This window comes from Pseudomonas sp. FW305-96, from assembly GCF_058783825.1.
Window position 1 is genome coordinate 19,669 of sequence record NZ_JBYSYW010000001.1, and the last position, 14,524, is coordinate 34,192.

The 14,524-nt window shown below is 62.1% G+C and carries 14 protein-coding genes and 2 tRNA genes; 8 read left to right on the forward strand and 8 right to left on the reverse strand.

Translation table 11 applies throughout. From position 1 onward, the window contains the following. Nucleotides 1-154: 154 nt before the first annotated feature. The 3 genes from AC3WL2_RS00120 to sohB form a co-directional block, all read right to left on the reverse strand. Nucleotides 155-1,117 (reverse strand): DUF6242 domain-containing protein, encoded by a 963-nt coding sequence (locus AC3WL2_RS00120; protein ID WP_102683323.1) that lies wholly within the window; start codon nt 1,115-1,117, stop codon nt 155-157. Between the two features lie 361 nt (nt 1,118-1,478). Beyond that, nucleotides 1,479-1,552: transfer RNA gene (locus AC3WL2_RS00125), tRNA-Cys, on the reverse strand. A 144-nt stretch (nt 1,553-1,696) separates the two neighbouring features. Next, a complete protein-coding gene (sohB, locus tag AC3WL2_RS00130; protein WP_102683324.1) occupies nt 1,697-2,713 on the reverse strand; it encodes a protease SohB in 1,017 nt (338 codons plus the stop codon). Between the two features lie 199 nt (nt 2,714-2,912). Here sohB and AC3WL2_RS00135 point away from each other — a divergent pair, with 199 nt between their 5' ends. The 4 genes from AC3WL2_RS00135 to AC3WL2_RS00150 all read left to right on the forward strand — a co-directional run bounded on the left by AC3WL2_RS00135 (nt 2,913) and on the right by AC3WL2_RS00150 (nt 6,057). Further along, the gene (locus AC3WL2_RS00135) at nt 2,913-3,626 is read left to right on the forward strand and encodes a histidine phosphatase family protein (RefSeq protein WP_102683325.1); all 714 of its coding nucleotides are present in this window, start codon (nt 2,913-2,915) and stop codon (nt 3,624-3,626) included. 54 nt (nt 3,627-3,680) lie between these two features. After that, a complete protein-coding gene (locus AC3WL2_RS00140) occupies nt 3,681-3,998 on the forward strand; it encodes an SCP2 sterol-binding domain-containing protein (protein ID WP_023630010.1) in 318 nt (105 codons plus the stop codon). Between the two features lie 197 nt (nt 3,999-4,195). Continuing rightward, a complete protein-coding gene (locus AC3WL2_RS00145) occupies nt 4,196-5,263 on the forward strand; it encodes a phosphotransferase family protein (protein WP_102683326.1) in 1,068 nt (355 codons plus the stop codon). A gap of 26 nt (nt 5,264-5,289) precedes the next feature. Next, complete coding sequence (locus AC3WL2_RS00150) at nt 5,290-6,057, forward strand: SDR family oxidoreductase (RefSeq protein ID WP_046856224.1); 768 nt, start codon at nt 5,290-5,292, stop codon at nt 6,055-6,057. A gap of 57 nt (nt 6,058-6,114) precedes the next feature. Here the strand turns inward: AC3WL2_RS00150 and AC3WL2_RS00155 are convergent, their stop codons facing one another. Beyond that, complete coding sequence (locus AC3WL2_RS00155) at nt 6,115-6,936, reverse strand: class I SAM-dependent methyltransferase (RefSeq protein WP_102683365.1); 822 nt, start codon at nt 6,934-6,936, stop codon at nt 6,115-6,117. A gap of 135 nt (nt 6,937-7,071) precedes the next feature. Here AC3WL2_RS00155 and AC3WL2_RS00160 point away from each other — a divergent pair, with 135 nt between their 5' ends. After that, nucleotides 7,072-8,112, forward strand: coding sequence for a helix-turn-helix domain-containing protein (locus tag AC3WL2_RS00160; protein WP_102683327.1), 1,041 nt, complete (start codon nt 7,072-7,074; stop codon nt 8,110-8,112). 40 nt (nt 8,113-8,152) lie between these two features. Here the strand turns inward: AC3WL2_RS00160 and AC3WL2_RS00165 are convergent, their stop codons facing one another. After that, a complete protein-coding gene (locus tag AC3WL2_RS00165) occupies nt 8,153-8,722 on the reverse strand; it encodes an SPOR domain-containing protein (protein ID WP_102683328.1) in 570 nt (189 codons plus the stop codon). Nucleotides 8,723-8,915: 193 nt separating this feature from the next. Between AC3WL2_RS00165 and AC3WL2_RS00170 the strand changes: the two genes are divergently transcribed. Continuing rightward, a complete protein-coding gene (locus tag AC3WL2_RS00170) occupies nt 8,916-10,937 on the forward strand; it encodes a hypothetical protein (RefSeq protein WP_102683329.1) in 2,022 nt (673 codons plus the stop codon). 92 nt (nt 10,938-11,029) lie between these two features. Here the strand turns inward: AC3WL2_RS00170 and AC3WL2_RS00175 are convergent. Beyond that, nucleotides 11,030-11,106: transfer RNA gene (locus AC3WL2_RS00175), tRNA-Val, on the reverse strand. 202 nt (nt 11,107-11,308) lie between these two features. Here AC3WL2_RS00175 and AC3WL2_RS00180 point away from each other — a divergent pair. After that, nucleotides 11,309-12,604 (forward strand): NAD(P)/FAD-dependent oxidoreductase, encoded by a 1,296-nt coding sequence (locus AC3WL2_RS00180; RefSeq protein ID WP_102683330.1) that lies wholly within the window; start codon nt 11,309-11,311, stop codon nt 12,602-12,604. Here the strand turns inward: AC3WL2_RS00180 and AC3WL2_RS00185 are convergent. Further along, a complete protein-coding gene (locus AC3WL2_RS00185) occupies nt 12,588-13,280 on the reverse strand; it encodes a peptidase C39 family protein (protein ID WP_173862439.1) in 693 nt (230 codons plus the stop codon). The two genes, AC3WL2_RS00180 and AC3WL2_RS00185, sit on opposite strands and share 17 nt — an antisense overlap. 204 nt (nt 13,281-13,484) lie before the next feature. Here AC3WL2_RS00185 and AC3WL2_RS00190 point away from each other — a divergent pair, with 204 nt between their 5' ends. Beyond that, the gene (locus tag AC3WL2_RS00190) at nt 13,485-13,664 is read left to right on the forward strand and encodes a hypothetical protein (RefSeq protein ID WP_081941225.1); all 180 of its coding nucleotides are present in this window, start codon (nt 13,485-13,487) and stop codon (nt 13,662-13,664) included. A 96-nt stretch (nt 13,665-13,760) separates the two neighbouring features. Here AC3WL2_RS00190 and AC3WL2_RS00195 read toward each other — a convergent pair whose 3' ends face one another. After that, a complete protein-coding gene (locus AC3WL2_RS00195) occupies nt 13,761-14,513 on the reverse strand; it encodes a TerC family protein (protein ID WP_102683332.1) in 753 nt (250 codons plus the stop codon). Nucleotides 14,514-14,524: the final 11 nt, after the last annotated feature.

Consider the following 14,524-nt stretch of genomic DNA (forward strand, 5'->3'; position numbering starts at 1 on the left):
GCAATTGCATACAGCAGGGCACTCAAAAAAAGGGATCACCGAGCGCGTTTACCGTCGCGTAGGCGCAATCGCCACACTGGCTGTGGCGAGCCTGAATCAGAAATGAAAAAGCCCAGCGCGACGGCTGGGCTCTATTACGCAAGGAGATAGAAGATCATGGAGTCCAGTAAGCAATCTTGCCGGCTGCACCAACAGCTACAAAATTGCCGTTACCGTAGGCGACGCTCCGGATATCGGTTCCTGCGAAAGTGTTGGCTTGCTGAACCCAGCCGATCCCATCCTCGGAAACGGCTGTCTTGCCGCCGTCGCCGACAGCTACATACTTGCCATTACCGTAAGCAATGTCGCGGATGATGGTTCCACCGAAACTGGTATCTTCAACAGCAGTCCAGCTAAGCCCATCGGATGAATATGCCATCTTGCCATCCGCACCAACGATAAACATTTTCTCGTTGCAAAGCTTCATGGAAAGGATGGTGCTAGTGCCGAAGGTGCTGGTTCTGGTCGCGAATGATTGCGGATTACCCGTTGGCATCTTCACAGCGCTAAGCAGCTTCCCATTCGATCCCGCAATCAATACAAAAACGCCAATGACGTTGACGCAGTACACAGTCTCGCTAGAAGTGAAGGTCGTAGTGCGCTCCACCGTGCCTGACCAATCCTCATAACGGGAAAAGACTTTACCGTTAGACCCAACCAGTATCCAGGTCGCGATGTCGCCGTAAATTGGCTGATAATACACAATGCCATGCAAGTCTACATACGCGCGAGCAGCTGCCGTAAGGTCTGTCCAATCCCTTAAAGGGCGTGCAATGCTGCCGTGGACCACATTGCCGGATTGAGAAAGGCCTTGAAGCGTTGTCCCAAGACCGTTCCAGTACAGCTCGTTGAGGACCTTTCCGCTATCAGAGGTGACGGCGCCCTTGAGCTTGGTCCACGCTGTACCAGTTGCGTCTCCAGTGACAAGCTGAGTGGTTGTGGGAAGACCGTTGCCACCAGCCGCATAAAACTTGCCTTGCGCAAAAACCACGCGCCTAAGCATGCCGGTGTTCTCCACCGGCTCTACTTGAGTCCAAAGATCTTGCAAGGTTTGAGACGCCGAGTTTGCGTTATCCATTTTAAACTCCGTTACTGAGCTGATTTAAGTTCAGGCCTCTGTATTGGGCGTATGGCGCTCATGGGCGATGGTTCGAGACTCGAGGTCTTCTGGCGAGATCAGGGGTGACGAGGTTTCAACAACCTCAGACCTGTCGCTGATGTAGGAAACTATGTCACATAAGCACTGTATATTCAACCAGTATTCTGAAGTTTTTATTCAGCGAACTTCGGTTGAGCGCTTGTATCGTCGAGTCGGAGCGATCGCCAAGCCTTCCAAGTGATCCAGTTTTGGGACTGCGCGTAATTTGTTTTGGGACTTCGGTAGTTTCCTGCGCACAAAGAAAAACCCCGCAGACCTAGATCTGCGGGGTTTCGAATGGTGGAGGCCGAGGTCGGAATCGAACCGGCGTAGACGGATTTGCAATCCGGAGCATAACCACTTTGCTACTCGGCCTCAAAGTCGGAGTCAGCTTTCGCTATCTCCTTGAAACCGCTGAGCTTTTTCAAGCCAGCTGCGTTTCGATGGACGCCATTATGTCGGCATTCGATGCACCTTGCAACCCCCTTGAAGAAAAAAATCTTCAAGGGGTTCAAGGTGTTAGCGCAGACGCCCGAGTTTGCTCCACAAGCCTACCAGGGTATTCTCCACCGCCCCGCTGGCGGCCATGCCGATGCGCTCCTGCAGGCTCTTGCGCTCGGCGAAACGCAGATGGAACACGTTGGCCTCGCGTGCGCTGCGGCTCAGGTACTCGTCGCTGGTGCCCAGTTCGTCGACCAGTTGGCGATTGAGCGCAGCGATGCCGAGCCAGACCTCGCCGGTCGCCACTTCGTCTATATGAAGCTGCGGGCGGTAGCGGGCGACGAAATCCTTGAACAGCTGGTGGGTGATGTCCAGGTCTTCCTGAAACTTCTCCCGACCCTTCTCGGTGTTCTCGCCGAACACGGTCAGGGTGCGCTTGTATTCGCCGGCGGTGAGCACTTCGAAATCGATGTCATGCTTCTTCAACAGGCGATTGAGGTTGGGCATCTGCGCCACCACGCCAATCGAACCGAGCACGGCAAACGGTGCGCTGACGATCTTCTCGCCGATACAGGCCATCATGTAGCCGCCGCTGGCGGCGACCTTGTCGATGCAGATGGTCAGCGGGATGCCCGCTTCGCGGATACGCGCCAGTTGCGAGGCCGCCAGGCCATAGCTGTGCACCAGGCCACCGCCGCTCTCCAGGCGCAGCACCACCTCGTCACGCGGGGTGGCGAGGGTCAGCAGCGCGGTGATCTCGTTGCGCAGGCTCTCGGTGGCCGAGGCCTTGATGTCGCCGTCGAAATCAAGGACGAACACCCGGCGCTTGTCCTCAGGCTTTTTCTTCTGCTGTTTTTCCGCCTTGGCCTGCTGCTTGCGCACGGCCTTGAGCTGGGCCTTGTCGAGCAGGCCCGACTCCAGGCGCTCGCGCAGTTCCTTGTAGAACTCGTTGAGGCGGGTGACCTGCAGTTGCCCGCCCGGCTTGCGCCGCCCTTTGCCACGCAGGCCGGCGATGGCCGACAGCACCACCAGGATGGCGATCACCAGGGTGGCGGTTTTGGCGAGAAAGCTTGCGTATTCGGCAAGAAACTCCACATTGACTCCTTGATAAACCAGCGCCGCAAGGACGCGAACTGGATGCAAGCATACCGGGGCGCCAGAGCCGCTGCCAGCGGGTGAAAATGCTGGCAACACAGTTCAAACGACCTTTTCAAACGCTTGTATGTTTTTTCGTTGACAGCCCGCCTGGGGCAACCTAACCTCGCAGCAACCTCCAACCGGGCCGGACTTCAACGTGGGCAATCTCTACCTGATCCGACATGGCCAAGCCTCCTTTGGTGCCGCCGACTACGACGTCCTGTCGCCTGTGGGCGAGCGTCAGAGCCAGGCACTGGGTGAACACCTGGCCCAACTGGGGCTGCGCCTGGACCGCTGCGTGGCCGGCACCTTGCGCCGCCAGCAGGACACCGCCCGCCTGGCCCTGGACGTGCTGCATGCCCAGGGCAACCCGGTGCCGGCCATTGAGACCGATGCGGCCTTCAACGAGTTCGACGCCGATGGCGTGATCCGCGCCCTGCTCCCGCGCCTGCTGCCTGAAGAGCCTGAAGCCCTGCATGTACTGCGCAACGGTGCCCAGCACCGCAGCGAGTTCCAGCGTCTGTTCGCCCTGATGGTGCAGCGCTGGCACGACGGCGACCACGACCACGACGATCGCCTGGAAACCTGGCAGTCTTTCAGCGGCCGGGTCGGCGATGGCCTGGAGCGCCTGCTCGACAGCGCCGCCAGCGGCGACAACATCGCCCTGTTCACTTCCGGCGGCACCATCGCCGCCCTGCTCCACCTGGTAAGCGGAATCACGCCGGCTCAGGCATTCACCCTGAACTGGCAGATCATCAACACGTCGCTCAGCCACCTGAAGTTCCGTGGCCGCGACGTCACCCTGGCTTCCTTCAACAGCCAAGCCCATGTGCGGCTGTTGCGGTTGCCGGAGCTCGTCACCTACCGATGAGCCCGGTCTGTTGTGTCCTTGCGGACGCGAATATCACTTAACAAGGAATACACCATGAGCGATGTAGCTAAAGCCGTCGAGGCGATGAAGGCAAAATTCAACCCTGCAGCTGCCGCCGGCCTGGACCTGGTGTTCGGCTTCAACATCACCGACGAAGACAAGCACTACGCCCTGCTGGTCAAGGACGGTACCTGCGAGATCCAGGAAGGCGAGAACGCCGACGCCAACTGCACCCTGGTAATGGACAGCGAAACCCTCAAGGGCATCGTCAGCGGTGACACCGACGGCATGCAGGCCTTCATGGGCGGCAAGCTGCGCGTCGAAGGCGACATGATGCTGTCGATGAAGCTCAGCGAGCTGTTCCCGGCCTGATTGGCGCGGTAGATCGCGAATGAAAAAGACCGAAGCCTGATGCGCTTCGGTTTTTTTTCGCCCGCGCAAAGCCGGTCCATCAGGGCCATTGATCGGCCGGCAACACCCAGGCCAATAAGCGTCTGGCACGCTTGTACCAGCTTCGACAGGAAATTAGATTAGCCAATAGTCCTTGCTATCGATCATAAGGAAATCGCATGACGCTCACCGACCAGTCCACCCAGGTACGCCCCGGCGAAGAACTCGACGCGGCCGTCATCGATCCGTACCTCAAGGGTCATATACCTGGCCTGCAGGGCAGCCCGACCATCAGCCAGTTTCCCGGTGGCGCCTCGAACCTGACCTACCTGGTGGCCTACCCGGGCAAGGAATTCGTCCTGCGCCGCCCACCGTTCGGCCACAAAGCCAAGTCGGCCCACGACATGGGCCGCGAGTTCCGTATCCTCAACCAGCTCAACGCCGGTTTCCCCTATTGCCCCAAGGCCTTCGTGCACTGCACCGATGAAGCCCTGATCGGCGGCGAGTTCTACGTCATGGAGCGGGTCAACGGCATCATCCTGCGCTCGGACATCCCCGCCGAGCTCGACCTGGACGCCGGCCGCACCGAAGCGCTGTGCAAAAGCTTCATCGATCGCCTGGTCGAGCTGCACCAGGTGGACTACCAGGCGTGCGGCCTGGCCGACCTGGGCAAACCGGAAGGTTATGTGCAGCGCCAGATCGAAGGCTGGGCCAGCCGCTATGAAAAAGCCCTGACCCCCGACGCACCGCGCTGGGAGCAGGTGATCGCCTGGCTGCGCGAGAAGATGCCCGCCGACCACCCGCGCCCAGGCATCGTGCATAACGACTACCGCTTCGACAATGTCATCCTCGACAGCACCAACCCGATGCGCATCATCGGCGTGCTGGACTGGGAAATGGCCACCATCGGCGATCCGCTGATGGACCTGGGCAACAGCCTGGCCTACTGGATCGAGGCCGGCGACCCTGCGCCAGTACAGCTGATGCGTCGCCAGCCGAGCAATGCGCCGGGCATGCTGACCCGCCAGCAGTTTGTCGACTACTACGCCGAGCGCGCCGGCATTCGCATCGACAATTTCGACTTCTATTATTGCTACGGCCTGTTCCGCCTGGCCGGCATTGTCCAGCAGATCTACTACCGCTTCTTCCACGGCCAGACCCAGGACAAACGCTTCGCCCAGTTCATCCACATGAACAAGCTGCTGGAGCACATGAGCCTGCAACTGATCGGCAAATCCAGCCTGTAACCCGGCCCACAACAAGGAATACCCGAATGTCCAAGACCCACCTGTTCGACCTCGACGGCAAGATCGCCTTCGTTTCCGGTGCCAGCCGTGGCATCGGTGAAGCCATCGCCCACCTGCTGGCCCAGCAGGGCGCCCATGTGATCGTCTCCAGCCGCAAACTTGACGGCTGCCAGCAGGTCGCCGAGGCGATCGTAGCCGCCGGCGGCAAGGCCACCGCGGTGGCCTGCCATATCGGCGAGATGGAGCAGATCCAGCAGGTGTTCGCCGGCATCCGCGAACAGTTCGGGCGCCTCGACATCCTGGTCAACAACGCCGCCACCAACCCGCAGTTCTGCAACGTGCTGGACACTGACCTGGGCGCATTCCAGAAGACCGTCGACGTCAATATCCGCGGTTACTTCTTCATGTCGGTGGAAGCCGGCAAGCTGATGCGCGAGCACGGCGGTGGCAGCATCATCAATGTGGCCTCGATCAACGGAGTTTCACCGGGGCTGTTCCAGGGCATCTATTCGGTGACCAAGGCGGCCGTGATCAACATGACCAAGGTGTTTGCCAAGGAGTGCGCGCAGTTCGGTATCCGCTGCAACGCCCTGCTGCCCGGCCTGACCGACACCAAGTTCGCCTCGGCGCTGGTGAAGAACGACAGTATCCGCAATGCCGCGTTGCAGCAGATCCCGCTCAAGCGCGTGGCCGACCCGAGCGAAATGGCCGGGGCGGTGCTGTACCTGGCCAGCGACGCCTCCAGCTATACCACCGGCACCGCGCTCAATGTGGATGGCGGATTCCTGTCCTGACGGTGCCCCTGGCCTGACTGGCTTGTGGGAGCGGGTCAGCTCCCCCAAGCCCGCTGCCTAGACCTTCATCGCCTGCAACGTATAGCTCAGCGGCAGCCGCCAGGGTGCCTCGACCAGGCGCCACTCGCCGTCATCGCCCAACGCCATCTGCCCAGGCAACGCCTCCCAGGGGATGCTCTGGTGCTCCTCCAGGGCGGTGATGCGCAGGCCATTGCGCAACAGCGCGGTGATCACCTCGCCAAGGCCATGGTTCCATTCATGGGTTTCGGTCTGCGTCAGGGCCTGGTCGGTATCGACGTAGGTCTGGTCGCTGATCCACACGGTCGGTGCCTCGCACTCGAAGTACGGATACTCCAGTTGCAAACGGTCCTCATGGTCTTCGTTGACCGCCATCAGCATCGGGTGGCCATCGCGCAGGAACAGGCGTCCGCCCGGCTTGAGCAATGCCGCCACCGCCTGCGCCCAGCGCTCGATGCTCGGCAGCCAGCACAACGCGCCGATACCGGTGTAGACCAGATCGAAACCAGCGGCCGGCAGTACCTGAGCCGCCTGGTAGACGTCCGCCTCGACATAGGCAATGCCAGCGCCGCAACGTTCGGCCAGGTCACGCGCCTGGGCCAGCGAGGCGGCGGAGAAGTCCAGGCCACAGATATCCGCACCCAGGCGCGCCAGCGACAAGGTGTCGGTACCGATATGGCATTGCAGGTGCACCGTGCGCAGGCCATGGATATCGCCCAGGCGTGGCAGGTCGAAACGCACCACTTCGGACAGGTGGCTGGCTTCGGCGACAAAGCGTCCGACCTCGTAGTCCTTTGAAGCGGCGTGCAGCGGCGCCCGTTCATTCCAACTGGCGCGGTTGAGTTCCAATGATCGGCTCATGCGGTGCATCCCTGTCCTTTACAAGTCAGGCGCCACGTTAACCGGCGCCGCCGGGCGCGGCAACCGAGCTGTCAACCTCAAGTTGACAGCTCAGGTATACTGGCTGCCTCGCCCACGCCCAAGGATCCAGCACCCATGATGGAAAACAGCTTCGCCTTTCGCCTCAAGGAACTGCTCGAACACCACAAGCTGACCCTGCAGGCGGTGGGCACGGCCTTGGGGATCTCGCGCACGGCGGTGCACAAGTGGACCCGCGGCGGCGAGATCGACTACGCCAATCTGCGCAAGCTGGCCGACCTGCTCAAGGTCAACTGGATCTGGCTGCGCTATGGCGAAGAGGCCCTGCACAGCGTGCAGCAGGCCGAGGTGGTCGAGCTGCCGATGACCGACGTGCGCCGCCGCTACACCGCCGAGATAATGGAGAGCGAGACGCGCATGAAGCTGGCCCAGGAAGGTGCGCGCATCGTCACCTGGGAATGGAACCTGGTCACCGACGAAGTGACCTACTCGCCCAACGTCGAGGCGGTATATGGCTGGCCACTACGGCGCAATGAGGACTTCTGGGAGCACATCCATCCCGAGGACGCCAGCCACATGCAGGACATGTATGCCCAGGCCGTGGCTGACGGCACCGGTTGCGAGTGCGACTTTCGCATCACCCGCCCCGACGGCGACCAACGCTGGATCGCCTCGCGCGCCACGGTGCTGAGCGACAGTGCCGGGCGCCCGGTAAAGATGGTCGGCATCAGCATGGACAACACCGAGCGCAAGGTGGCCGAAGAGGAATTGCGCCAGAGCGAGGCGCGCTTTCGCACCATCTTCGAACTGGCCTGGGGCGCGCTGGCCTACATCGACCCGGATGGCAGTTGGCAGCGGGTCAACGGCAGCCTCTGCGAATTGCTGGGTTACCGTGAGGACGAGCTGTACGGCACGACGTTCCAGCAGCTCACCCATCCCGACGATCTGCCGGACAACCTGGCACTGCTGCGGCGTATGCTGGCCGGCGAGATCGAGCGATACGAAGTGCAGAAGCGTGTGCGCCACAAGGACGGGCACTACCTCTGGGTGCGGGCACGTACCTCGCTGGAGCGCCGCGCCGACGGGCAGCCGGAGCATCTGATCAGCGTGTTCGAGGACATCGGCACCGAACGCGAGGCAAGCCCGCGTTCAATCTGATACCTGCCCAGCGTCCAAGCCTGGCAGGTACGGGTGAACGTCAGCGCTGGACGCCGTGCTGGATGACGATCGAATCGGTGCCCAGCTTGGCCATCACTTCGGCCTTGCGCGCATCGGCCTCGACCTTGGCCGGGAACGGCCCCATCAGCACCACCGGCTTGCCGTCGCGGTATTCGACCCAGGACGGGATGCCCTTTTCGATCAGGCGTGCGGTCATGTCAGTCAGGGCGCCCATGTTCGGCCCCTGGATCACCTCCACGTCCCAGCCTTCCGGTGCCGGCTGGTCGGCAAGCGCCTCGGCGCGGCGCTGCAGGTCGGCGCCACCGCAGACTTCACGGATACGCAGGTTGTTGCCGGTCTCGTCGATGAGGATCTCGTACTGACCGTCGTGCTTGATCGCCACGTAGCTGCGATAAGGCTCGTACTGACCGGCGTCATCCTTGCCGCGCACCTGGCCACAGATGGAACCCTGGGTGTCGAAGCGCACGTTGGCGAACTTGGCCGTCTTGGGGTTGTTCAGGTGTTCGGCCACCTGCTTGTGCACGCCTTCGACCTCGTTGTTACAGCCCGCCAGGGCCAACACCGCCATTACCACCGCCAGTTTGCGCACGCCTGTACCTCCAGATTCGAAGGGGCGGATTCTAGCATGGCCCGGAACATCCCCTCATGGCACTTCTGTCGCAGGCTTTGTCTGTTGCCTTCGGTAATCGACCTGGCCGAAGATGTTGCCGCACCACAATGGACAGACAGCGATACAAGGACTCAGGTTGGAACCTTCAAACGCCACAGCCACCACTGCAAGCATGCCCGAACTGCCGCAGGAGTGGCCCTCGCACCTGCAACCCGAAGCCAGCATCACCCCCGACACGCGCATCTACCCGCGCACGACTTTCGTGCTTGATTTCGCGATGCCGGCACAATCCTTCGAACAGCTGTGCTGGTGGCTGCTGAGCAAGGAACAACCACTTGGCGGCTGCCACCGCCTCGGGAAAAGCGGCACCCGGCAAGGCGGCATCGACCTGTTCGCCCAGGACGAGGAGAGCCCCGACCAGCTGAACGTCTTCGAATGCAAGGCCTGGAAGGACTTCACCGGCACCGAGCTGACGGGAGCCATCGATGCCTTCCTGAATGGCCCCTGGCCTTCACTCACGCGCTCGTTCACCCTGATCCTCGCGCAGCGCGAGATCGGCACGCTGGCCAGTCGCTGGATCGGCGAGAAACAACGCCTGAAAGCGGCAGGTATCGAAGGGCAGCTGTGGACCGCCCACGACCTGACGCAGAGACTGCAGCAGCATCCCGACGTGCTGTCGAAGTTCTTCCCTGGCGCGCATATCGAGACGTTTGGCAACCTGTGGATGGAACGCGTGGGGTTCACCGAGCTGGTTGCCAAATCCATCTTCGACCCGCGCCCCTACGTGGCACGCAAAGCCAGGGCATTCGTAGAACGCCCTGGCAGGCTGAGCGACCACCTGGCCGCCGCCAGGCATGCGCCCGACAGCGGCTGCAGCCCCGATGCCTTCACCCGCATCGGCCATCACGGCCGTCACTGGTACTACCGCGGGCCTTGGTTTTCGCTGAGCGTGTTCCTGCCGGACCTTACCGCGTCCCGCGCCACCGCCGCCTTCGACTTCCACCAGCACGACCTGCGCGGCGTGACGATCACCGTCAGCCACGAATGGCTGCTCGAGCGCTTTCTGTTTGCCAGCGGCGCGCCACTGGACAGCCAGTCGCGCCCGTTCATCGTCGGGCTGATGCCAGGCGACAAGGACCGTTACCTGATCGACCTGCCCAGCAGCCGGCTGATACTCGAAGAGCCCGTGGTGCAGGCACTTGCCGATGTCGCCGACGAGCTCACCGTGGTGATGCGCGACACCTTGCAGGCACTGGAGCGCAGCCTGTCCGCCAGCGGATTTCCGTTTATCGCCCATGGTGGCTCGCACCGGGTGAAAATCGGCTCGCTGCGCAAGCGTGCCTGGAACTACATCGCCCGCTTCTGCGAGGCGCACGATTACGCCGCAGGCACAAGCCCCTGGCACATGTTCGACGCCCACCCGAGCATGCTCAAGCCCTTCCACCCACAGGCAACCGACCGTCACGACAGCGGATACCACGCACTGATCACCACCCGCACGTCGACCGACGCGTTTTCCAGCGATTGGCTGGACCTGCTGTGGACGCCCCACGACCTCAGCGAGCGCGAACCGTCAGCCAGAGGCTGGTGGCCCTGCCAGGACACCCTGGACTGGCTCAACCAGGAACTGCTGCCCGAGGTCAGGCGCTGGACCTGGGCGTGCGAATTCGGCTCACGCTGGCGCCGATTGCGCTACGCCAGGGAGGCTCGCAACTTCGCAGGCTATCTGGATTATCTGCTGACGATCAAGGATGTGCACGAACAGGCACTGGTAGAACAAGGCAGCTGGCAGACGGACCTGCCGCACGCCATCAACCGACTCGAGCGCTACTATGCAAGCCGCTCGGCAGGGCACATCGACAAGCAGGATGTCGTCAACCTGTACCGCGCAGTCGCCATGATGGCAGGCCACAAGCGAGGGCTGCCCAGGTATCTTGCCCGGTCGCTGAGCCTCGAACCGACAGAGGATCACGACACGCTGATGGCATCGATTCACCACCACATCGAGACATCAAAAACAGTCGTCAACAATACAGTGGTCGAATATGCGCTAAGGGCCCTGGGCGCTCAGTTCGAGGGGGCAGACAGTCCTTTGCAGGCCAATGAACGCCAGCAGATGCTGGACTGGCTGCTGCCGTTGGCACATACGTGCGATGACGGTGCGCTGGTGCGACGCCACAGCAGCAAGCGCTAAGGCCGTACCAGGGCGACCGAGGAAAAACACCGCCAGCATCTTTCATTGCGCAAACAAAAAGGGCGATCCTTGCGGATCGCCCCTTTCTGATTTGGTAGGCACAATTGGACTCGAACCAACGACCCCCACCATGTCAAGGTGGTGCTCTAACCAACTGAGCTATGTGCCTGTCGTGTGGGGCGCATTCTACCCGATCCAGATACCCTGTCAACTGTTTTTTTCACGCTAAGCTACTGAATCTTAAACTATTTATAGAAAGGCCAAGACTCAGGGAGGCGTAAAGGATTTTCACCGGACGACTAGCGGGTGTTTATTATTATTGATAGCATCGGTACATTCGTTAAAAATATAAAACACGAGGTCCCTCGAGCATGGCTAACACCCCCTACCCCCAGTCCTACTACGCCGCCTCGGCCAACCCGGTGCCGCCACGTCCGGCGCTGCAGGGTGAGGTGGAAACCGATGTATGCATCATCGGTGCCGGCTACACCGGCCTGTCCAGCGCGCTGTTCCTGCTGGAGAACGGCTTCAAGGTGAGCATCGTCGAGGCCGCCAAGGTCGGTTTCGGCGCCTCGGGCCGCAACGGTGGCCAGATCGTCAACAGCTATAGCCGCGACATCGATGTCATCGAGCGCACCGTCGGCCCCAAGCAGGCGCAACTGCTCGGTCAGATGGCCTTCGAGGGCGGGCGCATCATCCGTGAGCGCGTGGCCAAGTACAACATCCAGTGCGACCTGAAGGACGGCGGCGTGTTCGCCGCGCTGACCAGCAAGCAGATGGGCCACCTGGAATCGCAAAAACGCCTTTGGGAACGCTTCGGCCACAACCAACTGGAGCTGATGGACCAGAAGCGCATCCGCGAAGTGGTGGCCTGCGACAGCTATATAGGCGGCATGCTCGACATGAGCGGCGGCCACATCCACCCGCTGAACCTGGCCCTGGGCGAAGCCGCCGCGGTCGAGTCGCTGGGTGGCATCATCTATGAGCAAACCCCGGCCGTGCGCATCGAGCGTGGCGCCAACCCGGTGGTGCATACCCCGCAGGGCAAGGTGCGCGCCAAATTCATCATCGTCGCCGGCAACGCCTACCTGGGCAACCTGGTACCGGAGCTGGCTGCCAAGTCGATGCCCTGCGGCACACAGGTGATCACCACCGAGCCGCTGGGCGAAGAACTGGCCCGCACCCTGCTGCCGCAGGACTACTGCGTCGAGGACTGCAACTACCTGCTCGATTACTACCGCCTGACCAGCGACAAGCGCCTGATCTTCGGCGGTGGCGTGGTGTACGGTGCGCGTGACCCGGCAAATATCGAGGCGATCATCCGCCCGAAGATGCTCAAGGCCTTCCCGCAGCTCAAGGACGTCAAGATCGACTACGCCTGGACCGGCAACTTCCTGCTGACCCTGTCGCGCCTGCCGCAGGTTGGCCGCATCGGCGACAACATCTACTACTCGCAGGGTTGCTCGGGCCACGGCGTCACCTATACCCACCTGGCCGGCAAGGTCTTGGCCGAGGCCCTGCGCGGCCAGGCCGAGCGCTTCGACGCGTTCGCCGGCCTGCCGCACTACCCGTTCCCGGGTGGCCAGATGCTGCGTGTGCCGTTCAGCGCCATCGGTGCCTGGTACTACAGCCTGCGCGATCATTTCAACCTCACCGTCCGAGGCTGATGACAGCCTGCTTCGCCGCGATCTCCTGCCCCGAACGGGCCAGTTCATCCGCTGCCTGCAGCCAGCGCTGGCGATCCACCTGGGCCGGCAACTGTCGCGGCGATTGCACCAGCACCGCCCAACGCCCCTCCTTGCCCCACGCCGACTCGAAATCGTCGAAAGCCATCAACTGGCGCCGGTGCATGCCCGAGCGCAGCAATACCCGCTGCTTGTAGCGGTCATAGCCGATCAGCACGGCATAACGCGGCTCGCTCCACCACGCCGAACCTTCCTGATAACGCAGCAGCACCGGGTAACCGGCCGCCACCTGGGCGAGCAAGGCATCCAGGTGTTTGTCCAGCGGGTAGACGACCCTGCCGTATTCACGGGCAACCCGAGGGATGCCGGTTTCCAGCGAATCGGCGGCGGCAGGCAGGCCCAACGACTTGTCGAGCAGGCCCGGCGTGATCGGTGCGTTCTGCTGCGACAGCACGGCGGCCAGGGCCATCGAGCCACTGTGGTTGGCGTTGCCGCCGTAGAAGGGAACGCTGCTGATCTCGACCCGCTGCGGCAGGCCCTTGAGCGCGGCCGGTGGCGTGCCGGCGCAGCCGGACAGGGTCGCCGCCACCAGGCAGGCGGCCAGCAGGCGACGTGGGCCCTGGGCCCGAAACTTGGAGAGCTTTTGCAACGTGGACACTCGCTTGTTCCGCGGCCAGGCAGGCAGCGCCCGGCCAAGAAGCCGATCATAGGACGCCGGCGCCTGCGGGTATAGCCCGATGCGGGCTTGGAACGAAACGGCCCAAGGACTAGACCTTCGGTCAATGGAACGTCACAGCCGACAGGCTAGACTAAAGCAGTGTCTGGATGGCGAGCCTGGCTTGCCAGAGAGAAGGAGGCACGCATGAGCCTGACAATGGCGATTCTAATGCTGGTCGGCATGTGGCTGAGCGTCGCGGCCGCCATGCTCTGGGGCGTACTGCGCATCGTGCGCCGGCATGCACACCCACATCACCTGCCCCCTCAGGCCCTGGTCAAACCACAACCTGTGCGCCGTGCGCGTCGGCATGCCGGGGCCCATTGAGCTGAAGCTTTCCTGAAACACATCGCGGGGCCAGCCCACCACCACAAGATCCATGTCCTGTGGCGGCGGGCTGGCCCCGCGATGGTTCACGCCAGATCAGCCCTCGGCAGCCTCACGCTTCAAGCGCGCCCGGCGGGCCATGATGTTGAGGATCTCGATCGCGGTCGAGAACGCCATGGCAGCGTATACGTAGCCCTTCGGCACATGGGCACCGAAGCCTTCGGCGATCAGCGTCATGCCGATCATGATCAGGAAGCCCAGGGCCAGCATCACCACGGTCGGGTTGTCGTTGATGAACTTGGCCAGCGGGTCGGCGGCCACCAGCATCACGATCACGGCACTGATCACGGCGATGATCATGATTGGCAGGTGCTCGGTCATGCCCACGGCGGTGATGATGCTGTCGATCGAGAAGACGATGTCCAGCAGCAGGATCTGGAAGATCGCCGCAGTGAAGCCGATGGTCACGACGTGGCCGGCCTTGGACTCTTCCTTGGCGCCATGTGGGTCGACACTTTCATGGATCTCTTTGGTCGCCTTCCACAGCAGGAACAGGCCACCGGCAATGAGGATCATGTCCTTCCACGAGAACGTGTGGCCGAACACCTCGACCACAGGCTCGGTCAGCTGGACGATCCAGGCCACGGTGCTGAGCAGCGCCAGGCGCATGACCAGGGCCATGCTGATACCGATGCGTCGCGCCTTGGAACGATAGGCCTCGGGCAGCTTGTTGGTGAGGATGGAGATGAAGATCAGGTTGTCGATGCCCAGCACGACCTCCATGGCCACCAGGGTGGCGAGGGCTACCCAGGCGGTGGGGCTTGCGGCGAGTTCCAGCAAATATTCCATTGGTCAGTCCT